The 16943-nt window shown below is 42.3% G+C and carries 17 protein-coding genes; 14 read left to right on the top strand and 3 right to left on the bottom strand.

The window, feature by feature from the left end:
* Positions 1 to 7: 7 nt before the first annotated feature.
* A complete protein-coding gene (locus JMX82_RS00440) occupies positions 8 to 1423 on the bottom strand; it encodes a GntP family permease (protein ID WP_201538912.1) in 1416 nt (471 codons plus the stop codon).
* Positions 1424 to 1770: 347 nt separating this feature from the next.
* Between JMX82_RS00440 and JMX82_RS00445 the strand changes: the two genes are divergently transcribed.
* From JMX82_RS00445 to dcd, 8 genes are all read left to right on the top strand, one after another.
* Positions 1771 to 2484, top strand: a complete 714-nt coding sequence (locus JMX82_RS00445) for a CoA transferase subunit A (protein WP_055124355.1) — start codon at positions 1771 to 1773, stop codon at positions 2482 to 2484.
* Positions 2485 to 2660: 176 nt separating this feature from the next.
* On the top strand, positions 2661 to 3290 hold the full coding sequence (locus tag JMX82_RS00450; protein ID WP_045455208.1) for a CoA transferase subunit B: 630 nt from the start codon (positions 2661 to 2663) through the stop codon (positions 3288 to 3290).
* Between the two features lie 110 nt (positions 3291 to 3400).
* Positions 3401 to 4201: a 3-hydroxybutyrate dehydrogenase gene (locus JMX82_RS00455; protein WP_087815038.1), complete on the top strand. Its 801-nt coding sequence runs from the start codon at positions 3401 to 3403 to the stop codon at positions 4199 to 4201.
* A gap of 171 nt (positions 4202 to 4372) precedes the next feature.
* Complete coding sequence (gene mgtE / locus JMX82_RS00460; protein WP_201538913.1) at positions 4373 to 5725, top strand: magnesium transporter; 1353 nt, start codon at positions 4373 to 4375, stop codon at positions 5723 to 5725.
* Between the two features lie 171 nt (positions 5726 to 5896).
* A complete protein-coding gene (apbC, locus tag JMX82_RS00465) occupies positions 5897 to 7120 on the top strand; it encodes an iron-sulfur cluster carrier protein ApbC (RefSeq protein ID WP_201538914.1) in 1224 nt (407 codons plus the stop codon).
* 82 nt (positions 7121 to 7202) lie between these two features.
* Complete coding sequence (locus tag JMX82_RS00470) at positions 7203 to 7628, top strand: hypothetical protein (protein WP_201538915.1); 426 nt, start codon at positions 7203 to 7205, stop codon at positions 7626 to 7628.
* A gap of 23 nt (positions 7629 to 7651) precedes the next feature.
* Positions 7652 to 8794, top strand: coding sequence for a DUF2804 domain-containing protein (locus JMX82_RS00475; protein ID WP_201538916.1), 1143 nt, complete (start codon positions 7652 to 7654; stop codon positions 8792 to 8794).
* 136 nt (positions 8795 to 8930) lie between these two features.
* On the top strand, positions 8931 to 9506 hold the full coding sequence (dcd, locus tag JMX82_RS00480) for a dCTP deaminase (RefSeq protein WP_011513914.1): 576 nt from the start codon (positions 8931 to 8933) through the stop codon (positions 9504 to 9506).
* Positions 9507 to 9613: 107 nt separating this feature from the next.
* Here dcd and JMX82_RS00485 read toward each other — a convergent pair whose 3' ends face one another.
* A complete protein-coding gene (locus JMX82_RS00485) occupies positions 9614 to 10051 on the bottom strand; it encodes a ClpXP protease specificity-enhancing factor (protein ID WP_045446801.1) in 438 nt (145 codons plus the stop codon).
* A 254-nt stretch (positions 10052 to 10305) separates the two neighbouring features.
* The gene (locus tag JMX82_RS00490; protein WP_193009387.1) at positions 10306 to 10920 is read right to left on the bottom strand and encodes a glutathione S-transferase N-terminal domain-containing protein; all 615 of its coding nucleotides are present in this window, start codon (positions 10918 to 10920) and stop codon (positions 10306 to 10308) included.
* A 344-nt stretch (positions 10921 to 11264) separates the two neighbouring features.
* Between JMX82_RS00490 and JMX82_RS00495 the strand changes: the two genes are divergently transcribed.
* The 6 genes from JMX82_RS00495 to JMX82_RS00520 all read left to right on the top strand — a co-directional run bounded on the left by JMX82_RS00495 (position 11265) and on the right by JMX82_RS00520 (position 16794).
* A complete protein-coding gene (locus tag JMX82_RS00495; RefSeq protein WP_201538917.1) occupies positions 11265 to 12593 on the top strand; it encodes a tyrosine-type recombinase/integrase in 1329 nt (442 codons plus the stop codon).
* Positions 12594 to 12717: 124 nt separating this feature from the next.
* Positions 12718 to 13671 (top strand): hypothetical protein, encoded by a 954-nt coding sequence (locus JMX82_RS00500; protein WP_201538918.1) that lies wholly within the window; start codon positions 12718 to 12720, stop codon positions 13669 to 13671.
* A gap of 104 nt (positions 13672 to 13775) precedes the next feature.
* Entirely contained in the window at positions 13776 to 14015 is a 240-nt protein-coding gene (locus tag JMX82_RS00505) for a helix-turn-helix domain-containing protein (RefSeq protein ID WP_201538919.1), read from the top strand.
* 2 nt (positions 14016 to 14017) lie between these two features.
* On the top strand, positions 14018 to 14254 hold the full coding sequence (locus JMX82_RS00510) for a helix-turn-helix domain-containing protein (RefSeq protein ID WP_201538920.1): 237 nt from the start codon (positions 14018 to 14020) through the stop codon (positions 14252 to 14254).
* Positions 14251 to 14511, top strand: coding sequence for a hypothetical protein (locus tag JMX82_RS00515; protein WP_201538921.1), 261 nt, complete (start codon positions 14251 to 14253; stop codon positions 14509 to 14511). The genes JMX82_RS00510 and JMX82_RS00515 overlap by 4 nt, the downstream gene beginning before the upstream one ends.
* Before the next feature lie 177 nt (positions 14512 to 14688).
* Positions 14689 to 16794, top strand: a complete 2106-nt coding sequence (locus JMX82_RS00520; protein ID WP_201538922.1) for a DUF3987 domain-containing protein — start codon at positions 14689 to 14691, stop codon at positions 16792 to 16794.
* The last annotated feature ends 149 nt before the right edge of the window (positions 16795 to 16943 follow it).

A 16943-nucleotide genomic window follows, 5' to 3' on the forward strand; every position in this document is an offset into this window, starting at 1 on the left:
CAGGACGTTAGAACGAGCCAAACATCGTCCCTAAAATGATAACGGCGACCACAGCAATAAGTGGAATCACCATCGTTACCATGGCGACGTTTAGATAGGACTGCTTATGGGTCAAATCACAAATCGCAAGTAAGGTGATGACAGCGCCACTATGCGGTAGCGTATCCAAACCACCCGCTGCCATCACGGCAACACGGTGCATGAGCTCTGGGTCAATACCTGCTGCGACCGCCATTCTTAAATAGTCTTCACCCAACGTCGAGAGGGCAATACTCAAACCGCCAGACGACGAGCCAGTAATACCAGCCAGCGTGGTCATCGCCACCGCTTCTGAGATTAAAGGATTGTCAGGTGTTAGATTTAAGATACTATCACGAATGATGAGGAAACCTGCTAACGAGGCGATAACCGCGCCGTAACCGACTTCTGAGGCGGTATTAAAAATCGGCAACATCGAATCATAAGTACCACGGTTGATGGTTTTTTGCAGATTATTCCAATGACCGATACGTAGCAAAATTAACACAGCACAAGCCACGACTAACGAGATGATAATTGACCATAAACCCAGTGAGCCTGCGATATTTAGATCAGGAAACTGAGCTTGTAAGCCGCTAAAATCCACTGATGGAAAGATAGCGTAAGTTAATAAAGCATTCAAGCCAATGACCAACACCAGTGGAATCATAGCAATAGTAAATGAGGTGTGGTGCGTATTTAATACTTCAGCTTCTTTTTTGGCTGCTCCAACGCCGCCCACATCCTCTTCGTCATGCTGACCATAGCCTTCGCCTGCTGCATTGGCTTTTCTGGCGCGTGATTGTAGCCATAACCAACCACAAATAAACATGATAGTACCGCCGATAATACCCAAGATAGGCGCGGCAAAAACGTTGGTATTATAGTAAGGAATCGGAATGGCGTTTTGAATGGCAGGCGTACCTGGCAATGCCGTCATCGTAAAGGTGAATGAGCCTAAGGCAATCGCTGCCGGAATCAAGCGCTTAGGAATATCAGCGGCTTTAAACAAGTCTTTGGCGATGGGGTAAATAGCAAATGCCACCACAAATAACGAGACGCCACCATAGGTTAAAATGGCACAAACTAAGATAACCGCTAAGATGGCTTTGCTAGCACCAAGCTTTTCGACCACGGTTTTGGCAATCGCGGTCGCCGCACCAGAGTCTGCCATCAAACGCCCAAATAGTGCACCCAGCAAGAATATAGGGAAAAACTTAAGTAAAAATCCACTCAATGCGCCCATAAACACATCGGTATAGGCCGGAATCGTGCTTAAAAAATCACCTGATAATAGTACGGCTAATGTCGCCATAATCGGTGCTAATATCAGCACGGAATAACCGCGATAAGCAAAAAACATCAATAATAATAAAGTAATGACAATAGCAAAGGTACTAAACATGATCGCCATCCTTGGCAAAGTTCAGTCAGCGAGTATGCAGAGCATAGTGATATTGGTCAATAAAATTACTTAAAATAGGCAATATTTGATATTTTATTAAACATAAATCTTGTCTTAATAAGATATTGACCCATCATATATACCGCTACTGCGCTGGCTTGTATATTCCTATGGTTATTCTCTTCTCGCTACGAGAATAATATGGTAAGTTAGCACAAGATTTTTAATTATGATATATCGATAGAAATTGTATTAATATAAATATGGAAATATTGAGTGATGTCACCCACTCATAATCATTGATGATAGAAGTTAATAACAAAAAATAGACTTGCAAGGAGATAAGCATGAGTCAATCAAAAGTATATAGCAGTGCCGAAGAAGCGCTAAAAGGCATCGTCAGCGATGGACAAACCCTCGCTATCGGTGGTTTTGGTCTGTGCGGTATTCCGGAAGCGTTAATCGCCGCATTGCGTGATAGTGGTGTTAAAGGGTTAACTTGCATCAGTAATAACGCTGGGGTCGATGACTTTGGCTTAGGATTACTATTACAAACGCGCCAGATTAAAAAAATGATTTCATCCTATGTCGGTGAAAATAAAGAATTTGAGCGTCAATACTTGGCAGGCGAGTTAGAAGTTGAGTTAACGCCGCAAGGTACTTTAGCGGAAAAACTACGTTCGGGCGGCGCTGGTATTCCTGCTTTCTACACCGCAACTGGCGTTGGCACACTAGTCGCTGAAGGCAAAGAAACCCGTGATTTTGATGGTCGTACTTATATACTTGAGCACTCATTACGCGCTGATGTGTCATTAATCAAAGCGCAAAAAGCGGACAAAGCGGGCAATTTAATCTTTAACAAGACGGCGCGTAACTTCAATCCAGATTGCGCCATGGCAGGAAAAATTACTATTGTTGAAGTCGAAGAAATCGTAGAGACAGGCACCTTTGATCCTGATGACGTGCACCTGCCGGGTATCTTTGTGCAGCGTATCGTCTTGAATAGTAATCCTGAAAAGCGTATTGAAAAAACCACGACCAAAGCAGTCGAAAGCGCTTAGTTACAGGCTTTATAGAATTTTTTAAAGTGTTAAATTAATAATAGAATATTGTCATACTATTCCTAAAAATTTGAGTGGCAAGGAAAACGAGTGAAAGTGCTACATTTAGTAGACTAAGCGAGTTTGACACCGCTCATCATATTTTTTGGGGTCGTTATAAAAATAAGGAAGTTATCATGGCATGGACAAGAGAGCAGATGGCACAGCGTGCCGCACAAGAGCTACAAGACGGCTATTATGTCAACTTAGGCATTGGACTACCAACCTTAGTCGCCAATTATATCCCTAAAGATGTCGATGTTTGGCTACAGTCTGAAAATGGTCTATTAGGTATCGGCGAGTTTCCAACGGCAGAAAATGTCGATGCAGATTTGATTAATGCGGGTAAACAAACCGTCACTGCCGAAGCGGGCGCCAGTTATTTTAGTAGCTCAGAGTCGTTTGCGATGATTCGCGGCGGTCATGTTAATCTTGCGATATTGGGTGCGATGGAAGTGTCAGAAAAAGGTGATTTGGCCAACTGGATGATTCCCAAAAAAATGGTCAAAGGCATGGGCGGTGCGATGGATTTGGTCGCTGGTGTACAGCGCGTGATTGTCTTAATGGAACAAGTCAACAAACACGGCGAGCCAAAAATCCTTGCCAATTGCGAGCTACCATTGACGGGCAAAGGGGTGGTTGATCGAATTATTACCGAACTTGCTGTACTAGACGTTACTGACAACGGTCTAAAGCTAGTTGAGCTGGCAGAAGGTGTTAGCTTTGATGAGCTACAAGAAAAAACGCCAGTGAGCATTGCTCAATAGTTTTGATACATTAACTAATAGTGTAAATTTATTTAATAGCCACTATCTTTTAGCGGCTTATTTACTGGTTTACTTCACTAAGCATTATTACCCATTATTAAGGACGATATATGGCGACCCAATTACAACAGGATTTGTCGGGCAAAGTGGCATTGGTCACAGGCGCTGCCAGCGGTATCGGACGTGATATCGCTGAAACTTATGCGAAGGCAGGCGCAGCGGTTGGTATTGCAGATATTAATCTTGAAGCGGCTCAGAAAACCGTTGATGCTATTGAAGCGGCAGGCGGACGCGCATTTGCCATTGCCATGGATGTGACTTCAGAGGAGGCGGTAAACGCTGGTGTGCAGCAGCTTGTCGATACCTTTGGTGGTATTGATATTCTTGTCTCCAATGCTGGTATTCAGATCATCGACCCGATCCATAAAATGGCGTTTGAGGATTGGAAAAAAATGCTTGCTATCCATTTAGATGGGGCATTTTTGACCACCAAAGCGGCGATACAGCATATGTATAAAGATGACAAAGGCGGTACGGTCATCTATATGGGCTCAGTCCATTCGCATGAAGCATCCATGTTTAAGGCGCCTTATGTCACGGCAAAGCATGGTTTACTTGGGCTGTGCCGTGTATTGGCCAAAGAAGGCGCTGAGCATAATGTACGCGCGCATGTGATTTGTCCAGGGTTTGTCAAAACGCCATTGGTCGAAAAGCAAATCCCCCAGCAAGCGGCTGAAAAAGGCATCAGTGAAGAATCTGTAGTCAATGATATTATGTTGGTCAATACGGTAGATAAAGAATTCACGACGGTTGACGATATTGCCCAATTGGCATTGTTTTTAGCAGCATTTCCGAGCAATGTCTTTACAGGTCAGTCTATCGTTGCCAGTCATGGGTGGTTTATGAATTAACTGAGTGGTGAATTAATGGGTTTGCGGGCTGTTTGATTGGTTTAAGGATCATTGGCTTGCTAATAAAAGACCAATCCATTAGCATCTAGTTTTATATTAATTTGAGCCAATTAGATTGGCTCTTTTTTATGAGCGCTTGAATAGCGTTTCGGGTCGCAGGGAGTAAGTATAATGAATGATAAGGATTTTGCAAAAACGCTTGCAGTAACAGTAAGCCGTGCTATCGAGCAACAGCAGTTTGAGCAATCAATCAATCAACTTCAAAATTTGCGCCCGATTGATATTGCCGATGTTCTGGCACTCATGGAGCCAAATCTTGCATGGCAGCTACTTGAGCATCTGCCCAATCGTTCTACCGTGTTCTCCTATTTAGAAACGGATATTCAGGTTGCGCTTGCCTATGTATTTCCTCGGGCTGTATTAGCAAAGATAGTAGGCGAGATGCCCGCAGATGAGCGTACCGACTTATATAAGCACCTAAATCAGGAGCAGCGGGATGCTTTGTTACCCGCCTTGGCACAGGCACAACGTGAAGATATTCGTAAGTTATCTGCCTATGAGGAGCGCACTGCTGGTGCGTTGATGACATCTGATTATGCGACTTTAGCTGCTCATATGACTGTCTCTGAGGCATTGGCAGCACTGCGCCTAGAAGCACCTGATGCCGAGACTATTTATCATGCTTATGTGATTGATGACGAGCGTAAATTATTAGGCGTTGTCTCTTTACGAGTACTTATTTTAGCGGCTCCTGAACAGCTGATTAATGACATTATGATGAGTACAGTAGTGTCTTGTAATGTCAATGATGATCAAGAAGACGTTGCGAAAGTCGTGGCTCGCTATGACTTAATTGCGCTGCCTATTACCGATGATAGTGGTGCTTTGGTCGGTATTGTTACCCACGACGATGCGATGGATGTGGCGAGTGATGAGGCAACCGATGATTTCCATAAGTCGGGCGGTGTCTCGACCATGGTTGGCAAATTAAAAGACGTCAGCGTTCGAGTGTTATACCGTAAGCGGGTCTTTTGGTTGGTGTTCTTAGTATTTGGTAACTTGCTCTCAGGGTTGAGTATTTCCAATTTTGAAGATGTGATTGCCGCCAATTTGGTATTGGTGTTCTTTTTACCTTTATTGGTCGACAGTGGTGGTAACGCTGGCTCGCAGTCAGCGACCTTGATGGTGCGAGCTTTGGCGACTGGCGATGTGGTCATGCGTGACTGGTTTTCATTATTGGGTCGAGAGGCGGTGGTTGCGTTGATGCTTGGGGCGACGATGGCGGTGGCTATCTCAATCATCGGTTATGTACGTGGTGATGCAGTGGTGTCGTTAGTGCTGGCACTGAGTATGATGTCGGTGGTGATGATTGGTTGTGTGATTGGTATGAGCTTACCTTTTGTGCTTAATAAATTGGGTTTTGACCCTGCCACTGCCAGTGCGCCTTTGATTACCTCTGTCTGTGATGCCTCGGGTGTACTAATTTATTTGTTTATTGCTTCACAGTTTTTGTCTATCGGTTAACGCTGCTATAAAGCCTAGTCCCACTAGCGTTGTGGTTTTTTTATAGTGGTAATTCAGCTACACTGTCACTATAAAAGGTCTGGCTAACACGCTCACGAGCGGTATTGTTCACGACAGTATTCGCTGAGTTTTTGCCATGCCCACCCACTTGTATAGGCAGTAATAGTCGCTATGTTTAACTTTATGAAGAAAACCTCCACCAAAAAATCAGAAACACCAGAGCAGCGGGCAGAGCGCGATAGTGCCGTGGACAAGGTGCTGCTTGGTTATGAGGTAGGTACTGTCAGTATTGCCACCATGGTAACGGGGCTCGAACGTGATGGTGACCAGCTCACCTTAGACTTGCGTCTACCCGTAAATAGTAATCCTGAAATTATCCAACAAGAGCTTGGGCAACTGTTACATCCGCACGGGATCAAGACTATTCATATGAATGTTCGTCTGCCCGCACCGACGAAAGGCTCGGGGTCAAGTCTGCCAAAAGCAATGCCAAAAACCACTAATGCCATGGACAATCAACATCAACCAGCGGCAAATGCTGATAGCAATACTACTGTTGAACCACCAATTACCAAAGCCGCGCCGACACAAGCGTCACTCGCCGCGCATCCGCGTATTCGTCATATTATCGTCGTGGCGTCGGGTAAAGGCGGTGTTGGTAAGTCAACGACTACCGTGAATATCGCCTTGGCATTACAAAAGCTAGGCAACCGTGTTGGCGTACTGGATGCCGATATTTATGGTCCTAGTATGCCAACGATGCTAGGCGTCGATAATGTCAAACCTGAGCTGGAAAACGAGCAGTTTGTTCCTATCAATGCGCACGGTATGGCAATGCTATCGATTGGTAGCTTGCTCGATGGCGACAATACGCCTGTCGCGTGGCGCGGACCAAAAGCCACTGGTGCGCTGATGCAGCTGTATAATCAAACCAACTGGCCGCAGCTGGATTACTTAGTCATTGATATGCCACCGGGTACGGGCGATATTCAGCTCACGCTAGCGCAGCGTATTCCCGTGACGGGCGCGGTGATTGTCACGACGCCGCAGCATATTGCCTTACTTGATGCGCAAAAAGGCATTGAGATGTTTAACAAAACCAATATCCCAGTACTCGGCGTGGTCGAAAACATGGCACTACATACCTGTAGTAACTGTAATCATACAGAAGCTATCTTTGGTACAGGCGGCGGTGAAAAAATCGCTGAACAGTATCAGGTGCCGCTACTGGGACAATTACCGCTCGCCAGTGGCATCCGTGCACAAGTGGATAAAGGTGAGCCGAGCGTATTAGCCGATGATGAGTTTGCGCCGTACTATCTTAGCATTGCTAAAAATATCGAAGCCACTATTAATAAATTCGCCAAGCCTGTCAATGATAAGCGTATTTTTTAATAGTTTTTAATTGCTTCTAGTAATAGTTAAATAGCCTAAGCAAATAAAATTAAGGGGCTTAGATTTTCAAAAAGGGAGTATTGTGAGCTTATCTATTTATCAACGCCATTTAGAGGATATTCCCACGCAGTATATATTTTTGAAATTATTGCGCCCGCCGATATACGTGATTGAGCTCTCAAACAATCAAGTGATTGCCGTTTGCTACTATAAAGATGGGAGTAGCAAACGGCATCAAGTTAATGATGACTTTAGTAATCGCCGCATGGTGATTACTGATCTTTTAAAAGCGGTACAAGCGTTAGCTTATCTACTACTTAAATTTCCTAAGCATCCGTTTGCAATAAGTGCTTTTGCAGTAGTCAATGTCTCTAAAGAGTTGGCAGACAGATTGCCGATGATAGAAATAAAAGCTATTAGGGAAGCAATTTGGGCGGCGTCTACACAGGCAAAGAGAAGAATCATAAGCACCACCGTCAGCTACCAAGGACAGCTAATCTCACAATGATATTTGGCTAGGATGCCATGACTATGAATAAAAACTTTAACAACCAAGATCAGCAACAACTATCTACCAGCATTAAGCCAGCTGTTCTTAACGAGCTGATTAAAAATGGTCAGCCTATTTTTGGTGTTTTTGCTCACGTTAAAAATATCAATTATTTGGACTATCACAGCCATCTTATCTCACAAAAGGCGCTGCCAAACTGGCGCAAAGAGTTAAAAGCCAATCAATTCTGTTTTATTCAAATTATCCAGCCGCCTTATCGGGTTTGTCTGGCATTAGCGACGATTAAACTGGCAACCAGTGCTTTCGTTTATGTTTATAACGATGAGATTGAGCAGTTAGAGGTTTGTGAAGCATTGCAGCCGTTGATGCATCAAACACAGTTAGAAGGCGATTGCTATCAAGGGAAAATGGCATTTACCCATAGTAATCTCACATTAACATTGGATTTTACGCCTTCACAAATCGCAGTAGCATTGGATAGTAAACACATTACGCTTGATGCGACGCTACAGCGGCAATCAGCGCCATTAGCAGTCTGCACACCAACAGGCAGGCGCGGCTGGACCTTCACCCAGAAAGAACCGTTGTCGGTTATATCTGGTCATTTACTGATTAAAGCCCATTCAAAATTTAACACTGATTCTCAAGCCAAACAAATCCACTTTTCCGAAACGACTATCGCCAATCTCGATTGGACGCTTGGTTATATGCGTCACAAGACCAATTGGTTTTGGAGTTGTATCAATAGTTATTTGCCAGACGGTCGTCATTTTGCCCTAAATCTAGCGATGGGCGTCAATGAAACAGGGGTTAGCGAAAATGCGTGCTGGCTAGATGGGCAGATTTATTATTTACCGCCTGTGATGTTTGTTCGTGATGGTTTAAATTTGCCAGCTAATGAGCAAGATGATACTGCTAAAACCACAGATAATATGCGACAGCCTTGGCGCATCTATCATCAAAACCTAGGCTGGAGCAATGTTGATATTGACTTAACCTTCACGCCGATAACCGTCTATAAAAAGACGGATAACTTTGGTGTGCTTGCCAGTATATTTGAGCAATGGCTTGGCTTTTATAGTGGTGAGATTCGTCTAAAAGATGACGTGATTAAAATTGATAAGATAATGGGCTTAGCTGAAGACCATTTCGCAAAATGGTAGGCGGTTGTCGTATTGATTGTAGATTTATATTAAACGCAGGCAAGCCTATAAATTAAGCGCTCAATTCCGTATAATCGTCGCTATCAAAATACACTTCATATCATAAATTTTATTTTATAGCTGCTAAGGAACAACAATGTCTATCAAGTCTGACCGCTGGATTCGTAAAATGGCTGAAGAACACGGCATGATTGAGCCGTTTGAAGCGGGCCAAGTACGTTTTAATGATGCAGGCGAGCGTTTGGTTAGCTACGGTACGTCAAGCTATGGTTATGATGTACGCTGCGCGCCTGAATTTAAAGTTTTTACCAATGTTCATTCAGTGATTGTAGATCCAAAAAACTTTGATGAAAAAAGCTTTATTGATGTCATCGGTGACGAGTGCATTATTCCACCAAACTCGTTTGCGCTAGCACGCACCATGGAATATTTCCGTATTCCACGCGATGTATTGACGATCTGTCTTGGTAAATCAACGTATGCCCGTTGCGGAATTATCGTCAACGTGACGCCGCTGGAGCCTGAGTGGGAAGGGCATGTCACTTTGGAGTTTAGTAATACCACCAATCTACCAGCGCGTATTTATGCAGGTGAAGGGGTGGCACAAATGCTATTTTTCCAAAGCGATGCTGATGACGTATGTGAAACCAGCTATAAAGATCGCGGCGGTAAATATCAAGGTCAACGCGGCGTGACATTGCCAAGAACCTAGTAATTTTATATGCTAACTGAAAGTGCATAATGATAAATCTTTTAGATTAATCACAAAAAGGCTGACCGTATATAATACGATCAGCCTTTTTTATACCGAAAAATTGACTATTTCAATACTTTTAAACCAGCTTTATTATCACGTTTGGCTTTAGGTGTCGCAGTAGGGCTCTTCTGTGAGCTTACTATCGCATCATCTTCAGGTTGATAGTTGTCATATTCATTGGGGTCAAAAAACATCCCTTGCGAGTTTTCTTTCGCATAAATACCTAACACCGACGTCATTGGTACCCAAATCTCTTGTGACACGCCGCCAAAACGCGCACTAAAATGAATATAATCATTTTCCATACTCATATTACCAGTCGCACGGCTGGCGATATTCAATACGATACGACCATCTTGCACGTGTTCCCTTGGAATCTGTACGTTTTCGGCAGTGGCATCAACCATCAGGTAAGGCGTTAGTTGATTGTCTTCTATCCACTGATAAAGTGCGCGCACCATATAAGGACGTGTTGGGGTAATAGAGGTGGTTTCGCTCATCTAAGGGTTTCCTATACTGATAATTTGAAGATAATAACTTAAAGGTATTTTGTTGTTTTCTATTTTAAGACAGCGGTTAAGCATTGTCTAGGGCGTGTCCTGATTTTGAAAATGGTGATAAAAATTGCAGCCAAACAAGGAAAGTAGTGCTGATAATATCTAAATATAAGCAAGTTACTTTGACACAGTTTGACAAAGATTTAGTCATTTTGGCCCATTTAAGGTTTAATGCTCAGATTGAGGGTACACCCTAATTAACGCACACTTTTTTGAAAGCTAGTACGCTCAAAGACCCGCTGTTGATAATCAAATAGGGGGCGACTAATTGCGCGTGGCAGCTCAATTCCCATTTCTTCAAGTCGCCATAACAAAGGTGCTAACAATACATCACACCAGCCAAAATCGTCTGCCATAAAATAAGGTTTATGAGCAAACAGTGGTGATAAAGTAATCAGAGAATCGCTTAACTGTTTTTTCGCAATAGCAGCTTGTGTTTTGTTAAAGCTATTAGGGTGCATGAGTAGACGCTTACCGAGTACCAGCCAATCGTGCTGAATACGCCAAGCCAATTGGCGAAATTGGGCACGCTCTTGCGGGGTATCCGGTAGTAGCTTGTTTGTATGGTAACGCTCTTCAAGATACTCAAAGATAACGTTAATCTCATACAGTGCGATTTCACGTTGTTGCAGAACAGGCAAGGTGTGATAGGGATTCAGCTCGGTTAAATCTTCAGGCCGTTCAGAGTGCAAGCGTGATAGATAATAGGCCAGCTTTTTTTCCTCAAGCAATAGGCGCACTACATGACTGTCGTAGCCATCATCAGCGTATAAAATCAGCTGACTACTTGGAATGTCGTTCGCATCAATCATGAAAGCCTAATGTTAATAGTAAAGCCTATCATCGTAAACAAAGTTGCTCTGATTATCAAGGCAAGGTACGTAAACATTGCGGGTGAGCCTTTTTTTAAATAATGGTTCAGTGTTTTATGGTCTTTTAAGAGACAAAAAAAGGCACTACCAGAGTAATGCTTTTTACATAATGCATGATTTAACTTGATAAAACGATAGACGATAAAATTATTCCTAGAACCCTTTATTTTATTGATGTATAGTGATTTTAGATATATGATGTACTACAACGTACGATATTATCTTACAACATAAAGCATTATAAATGGCTACCAATGTGGCTACCAGATTAAGGGGGCAGGAAAATGGTTAGAAAGGAGGTTAGCACCGATACCCAAATCAAACGGGCAATCAAAGAAGCCGTGCAAGCTGACAAAGCAGTTAGTTATCCAATAGCAGGTTATAAAGGCTTAGAGATACGCATAAGACCGCATAAAGATAGCACAGATGCTACAGCCGATTTTAGACACCGCTATACACACCCCATTACAGGCAAACGCCCTTACATGACGCTAGGACAATACCCAGCGTTAAGCCTTGCCGATGCCCGTCAATACCACAGCGACAATATGCAACTACTAGCCAAAGATATAGACCCAATAGAGCATAGAGAAAGTAAAAAACAAAAGCAGATAACCGACCGCCAAAACATCTTAAACCACTTCATTAACGAATGGCGCGATATTCAAGCCAGCAAAAACCTAAATAAACGCACTATCAAAAATCTTGAGGAATTAGTAAGACCGATTGAAAAACAGTTAGGGCATATGAAAGTAACAGACATAACCCCCAGTCTAGTTATCAAGTTTATTAATGACATTCAAAAAACCAATACCTATAAAGGATTGAGGGTAAGAACGTTATTAAAGAGTATCTTACAGATTGCCAAAGCTCATATGGTGATCGAATACAACCCAGCAAGCGACCTACAAGGAACGCTAAAAAGACATGCATCTAAACACCGCCCAGCATTGAGTAATGATGTGACCGCTTTTGCCAAACTGCTAAACGAAATTGACCAGTTAGACGATGCAAGCCAGCTATATAACAAGCGTATCTTACAGCTATTGGCTTTAACCTTTACTCGAGTAGGCGACCTATGCGCTATGCAATGGACTGATATTAATTGGCTCAAAAAGCAATGGCAGTTTAAGCCACAAAAGGCAGGTAACAGGGGCGATATGGTAGCTAGTCTAGTGATACCACTTGCACCGCAAGCCATAGCCATATTAGAGCAGATGCAACCGCTAACAGGTGATAGCGATTATGTATTTCATAACCCTAGACGCAAAAAAGAGCCTTACCATCATACGCAAGCAATCAACAAAGTATTAAACAGTGACTTAATGAATAACGGACAGGGCTACAAAGACATTCACAGCCCACACGGTTTTAGAAGTACAGCAAAAACTATGCTGATGGAACGGTTAGGATATGACGAACTGATAACCGAACTGGCACTAGGTCACCGCATGCTTAATGCTTATGGTACTGCATACAATCGAATGACTGGATTAGATCAACGCGCTTTAATGATGACCGACTGGGCGAACTACCTAGACGACATAAAAGCTGGCAAGTTTGATAATGTTATTCATGCTGATTTTAAACAGCAAGCACAAAAGCAGGGCTAAGCTACTGCTACAATGACTATGCAAGGCTAGGACTAATTACCCGAACGCCAGCCATTTCATGCCTTAGGCTGGCATGCCTTGCACCTATTTTTATTAAGGTATGAATAACAAGTAAGGCATGGTTATGGGATTAATGGATAAGCCGAAAAGCGATTTTGGAAAAAGCCACGTATTTATTGATGACTTTATTTTATACATAGCATTTAAGCTACAAGAACCAATTGAAACCGTTGTTTCATGGTTGCTATATAACGGTTTTGATAAAAATATAAGCTCATATGAGGTTGATAAGCATTATCGAGTAAATAAAGGATTACAAGTAGATGGAATTGATAAGAATATAGATGAACTCTTTAATCAAATCAGTATAGATGGTTATTACTTTTATAGGGAATACTTAGAAGACCATGAATATCACTACGAAGGAAAAGAAACGTTAGAATATGACGAATATGAAGTAGTAAATAACAGCTTTTATTTAAATATCAATGATTTAAAAAAGCTTGAGTATTTAAGCGATCTTAACTTTAACGCTGCTCATAGATATAGCTATACAGTTTATGTTTGTGACTCAGTAACAGCAGAGTTAATTGATACAAGTCGAGACATACCTATAAGAATGTTTAAGCTCATTGGTAATAGTTTAGATGATTACGAGGAGATAGAAAAAAATAGAAAGCTATCTTCTACGAATGATAAAGATAGACATATAAGACCTCAAGTGATTGATGGTGAAAAAATTAAAGCATTAATTGAATCTATAGCGAGTGGTGAATTCATACCAAGTGATAAAGCAACTAAGCCTAAAGAAAAAAGTGATGACAATGAGCCGTTAAATAGTAGATCACAAGATAAAAAGTTAATAGCGATTTTAGCATTGCTACTTGCCAGCAAGTCAAAAATATATACTGTTGGAGATAAACCTAATGCTACCCAAATAAGTAATAGTATTTATGAGTTTGCAATTCAAGATCTAAAAATAGCTGATGAAGACATGAACGGGTTGAAAGCTGCTACAGCCAAAATCAGCAAAGCAGTACAGGATCACAGTGATATGCTATATAAACGCCCAGAATAAGAAAGCTAACTTTAACTTTAATTAATTAACTTTAATTTTTAATAACACCCCACACCGCACAATAAGCCTTAACAACTTTCATCAACTGAATAGGAGTTAAGGCAATGCCTAACACTACCCACGCAGCACCCACCAACAAGCTAAACCTAGCTTACCTATTAGCGAACCCTAAAGAGCTTTATCAGGTTAAGCAGATAGCCGATGTATTCCACAAGCACCCCGAAACGATTAGACGATGGATTAAAACGGACAAGATCACAAAGCCGTTATCTATCAATGGCGTTTACTACTTTAAAGGTAGCGACATTGTGGACTATCTAAACGCTACTAATGAGGGGGCTTAATCATGGATAAGCTAAAACGCAGCCAAAACCAAATAATCAAAGACCATCTTTTGACTGGTCAATCAATCACACGCTGGCAAGCTATCGAACTTTATAGAATAGCCACGCTACCCACTCGCATTAACCAGCTAGAAAATACAGGCTTAACCATACAGCGCAAGCGAGTAGATAAAGATGGCAAGCATTGGAATGTTTATTGGATTGATACCGATAATCTAGCTAGTGGGGTGCAGTCATGAGCCAATCAAACGACAGACTATTGCAGATAGCGGACACTTTAGAGCATATCAACGAGCAGCTAATTTTATTATCAATTGATACCGAACATTACGCTATGGCATTGCAAGCCGTGCAGACAAATGACCCCGTATCTCAAGGCGTTATTCAAGCAGTCATAGCTGCATTGTTTAGGGACTCACTATTTGCCACTGATGCAAGCGAACAGATGGACAGTGTGTTATCAACGCCTGAAATGGAGGTGACGCGTTATGAGTAAAGATAACAAAGACAAGCTAAAAGCCCGTGACAAGGCACACAGACAGCCTCAGCAACGCAAGTATATTAACCGCGCCTTTATCGTTTACATGCTGCTAATGACAATTTTATTTTCATTGTTATTTATACCATCATGCCAAAGCGCAAGGGGTAACTTATGAGCAGCGAGGGGGTAATCATGAGTAATACAGACAAAGCAAAGCCCCAAGCTGATGACAAGGGGCTAAGCAATTTACTAGGCATTTCAAAGCAAACTACAGATAAGATTATAGCAAATGATGAAGTATTAACCAGCCTTATAGCACTAGGTCAAGGCGATAAGCTAAGACAGTTTGATGATACTTTTAGTGTAGCAGGTGAATTTATTAACACCGCTGGCAAGGTGGCTATGGTATTAAGCAATAACTTGCACCAGCCAGCCAATATCGGTATTTACACGCCTAATAGTGATAAACCTATAGAGGTAACCGACCCAAGCCAGCCCAGCGCTTTTGTTATTGGCAATCTTAGCTTAGATAGTGACTGGTATGCAGTAAAGAGGCTTGCTGAGGGGATAGAGCTATACAGGCAGCTAATAAGCCAAGGGTTAAGCGTTACTATATTGGTGAGTATTAACCCCTTTCACTTTAATAATATGGTCAAGCATTTTGCTGAGGTTAAGCAAGTTATCGTTACTGCTACCATAGATAAAAAAGATGAGCTAACCCAGCCCCTACTAGGGGTAAACGTCAAAGCCATAATAACGACTTTTGACTTGCTGCTATCGTTTGATAATTACCAGACGCTTGATGATGTTTTGAGCGACCCTGACACGATCATAAAAGACTTATTAGCGGAGGCATGGGAAAAGCTAGGCGATATTGCAGACCAACACACCAAAGCCACACCCTATCCAGTAGAGGCATGGGGCAAAGATGGGCAAGTACTAAGAGATGCTTTAACGGCTATTATCTATCATGCACAAGTACCGCCAGCAATGGCAGGTCAATGCATGCTAGGGGCTTTAGGTACTATTATTCAGCAATATATTAACGCCCCTTATGCGTTAGGTAATAAGTTTATGCCAGCCTCGCTATTTTTACTCACTGAGGCAGAAAGCGGAGGCGGTAAAAGCAGAACGGTAGACTTTACCCATAAAGAGCTATTCAGTTATCAAAATGACAAGCGCAAAGAATACCGAACTTTGCTAGATGAATGGCTTGCGCAAAAAGCCAGCACCCCAAAAAAAGATTTAGAGCTATGGTTACTTGAAAACCCCAAACCTAAGCAAACGATACTTTTGGTTAAGTCTGGCACGATCCAAGGATTTTTAGACAATATGCTGATCGGTAATACCACCGATATAGCATGGTCAACGGCTGAGGCAGCCCTATTTTTAAGTGGTCATAGCTTAACCAGTGACACCGCCAAAAGTAACATTAGCCAGATATGTGACATATGGAGTAGTGGCTCGTTTGATAGGCTGCTATCCCCTCGATATGACACCATAGAGCAAAACAGCATGAATGGGGTTAGGTTTATCCTAGACTTGCAAGGACAGCCACCAGTAATCGCACCAGCGTTAAATGATGAGGCTATGAACGGTCAAGGCTTACTACCTCGCTTTTTATTTGCTTTTCCTGACAATATGAACGGTAAGATAGTTTATAACACTGATGAACGGCTAGACGCTAAACCAGAGCAAGACCCAAGATTGCAGGCTTACTGGCAAAGGTGCAGAAGGCTGCTAGACCCCATTGCTGATAGTGTAGATAGAGATAATGAGGGCAATATTATCCGCTTTAATATGCCTTTTAAGGATAGGCAGGCTAGAAAGGCTTTAGCCGATTATCAAACCGATAAAGAAAGCCAGTTATGCAAAGGCGGTCAGTTAGAGAAATACGCAAGCTATGCCAGACGCTTACATGAAAATGCCAGCCGTATCGCCTCAATACTTGCTTACTTTGATGGTAGACGCTTTATAACCGCTGAGGATATACATAGAGCATTAAAATTGACTGATTACTCGATAAGCGAGCGTATGCGCTACACTGACAAGCCCCAAGCTGGTGATAATGACACTCAAAAGCTAATCAGCTGGCTAGTGAATTACTGTAATAGGCAATCGGTTAAGGAGCTGGCTTATTCAACATCTCAAAGCAAGGTTACACCTAAGCACTTACGGCAAAAGCATAACTTTGAATTGATAGCTGAGGTATTAGAAAGCGAGGGTTATATTAAGATCATAACCAATGGCAGGGCTAGAACCATACAGGTAAGACCTGAGTTATTAGAGGCTAAGTAGGGGGAAAACTAGGAAAGTGGGAAAGCAACGGTTAGAACGCTTGGCATGCATAGACTAGCCAGCTTTCCTAATTATCAACTCACTAGGCAAGTGGGGAAAGTGAACGGCTAACCAGCTGCTAACTTTCCTTATTTGCCTTTTTAACTTTA

It is taken from the genome of Psychrobacter sp. 1044, from assembly GCF_904846525.1.
GTDB lineage: Bacteria > Pseudomonadota > Gammaproteobacteria > Pseudomonadales > Moraxellaceae > Psychrobacter.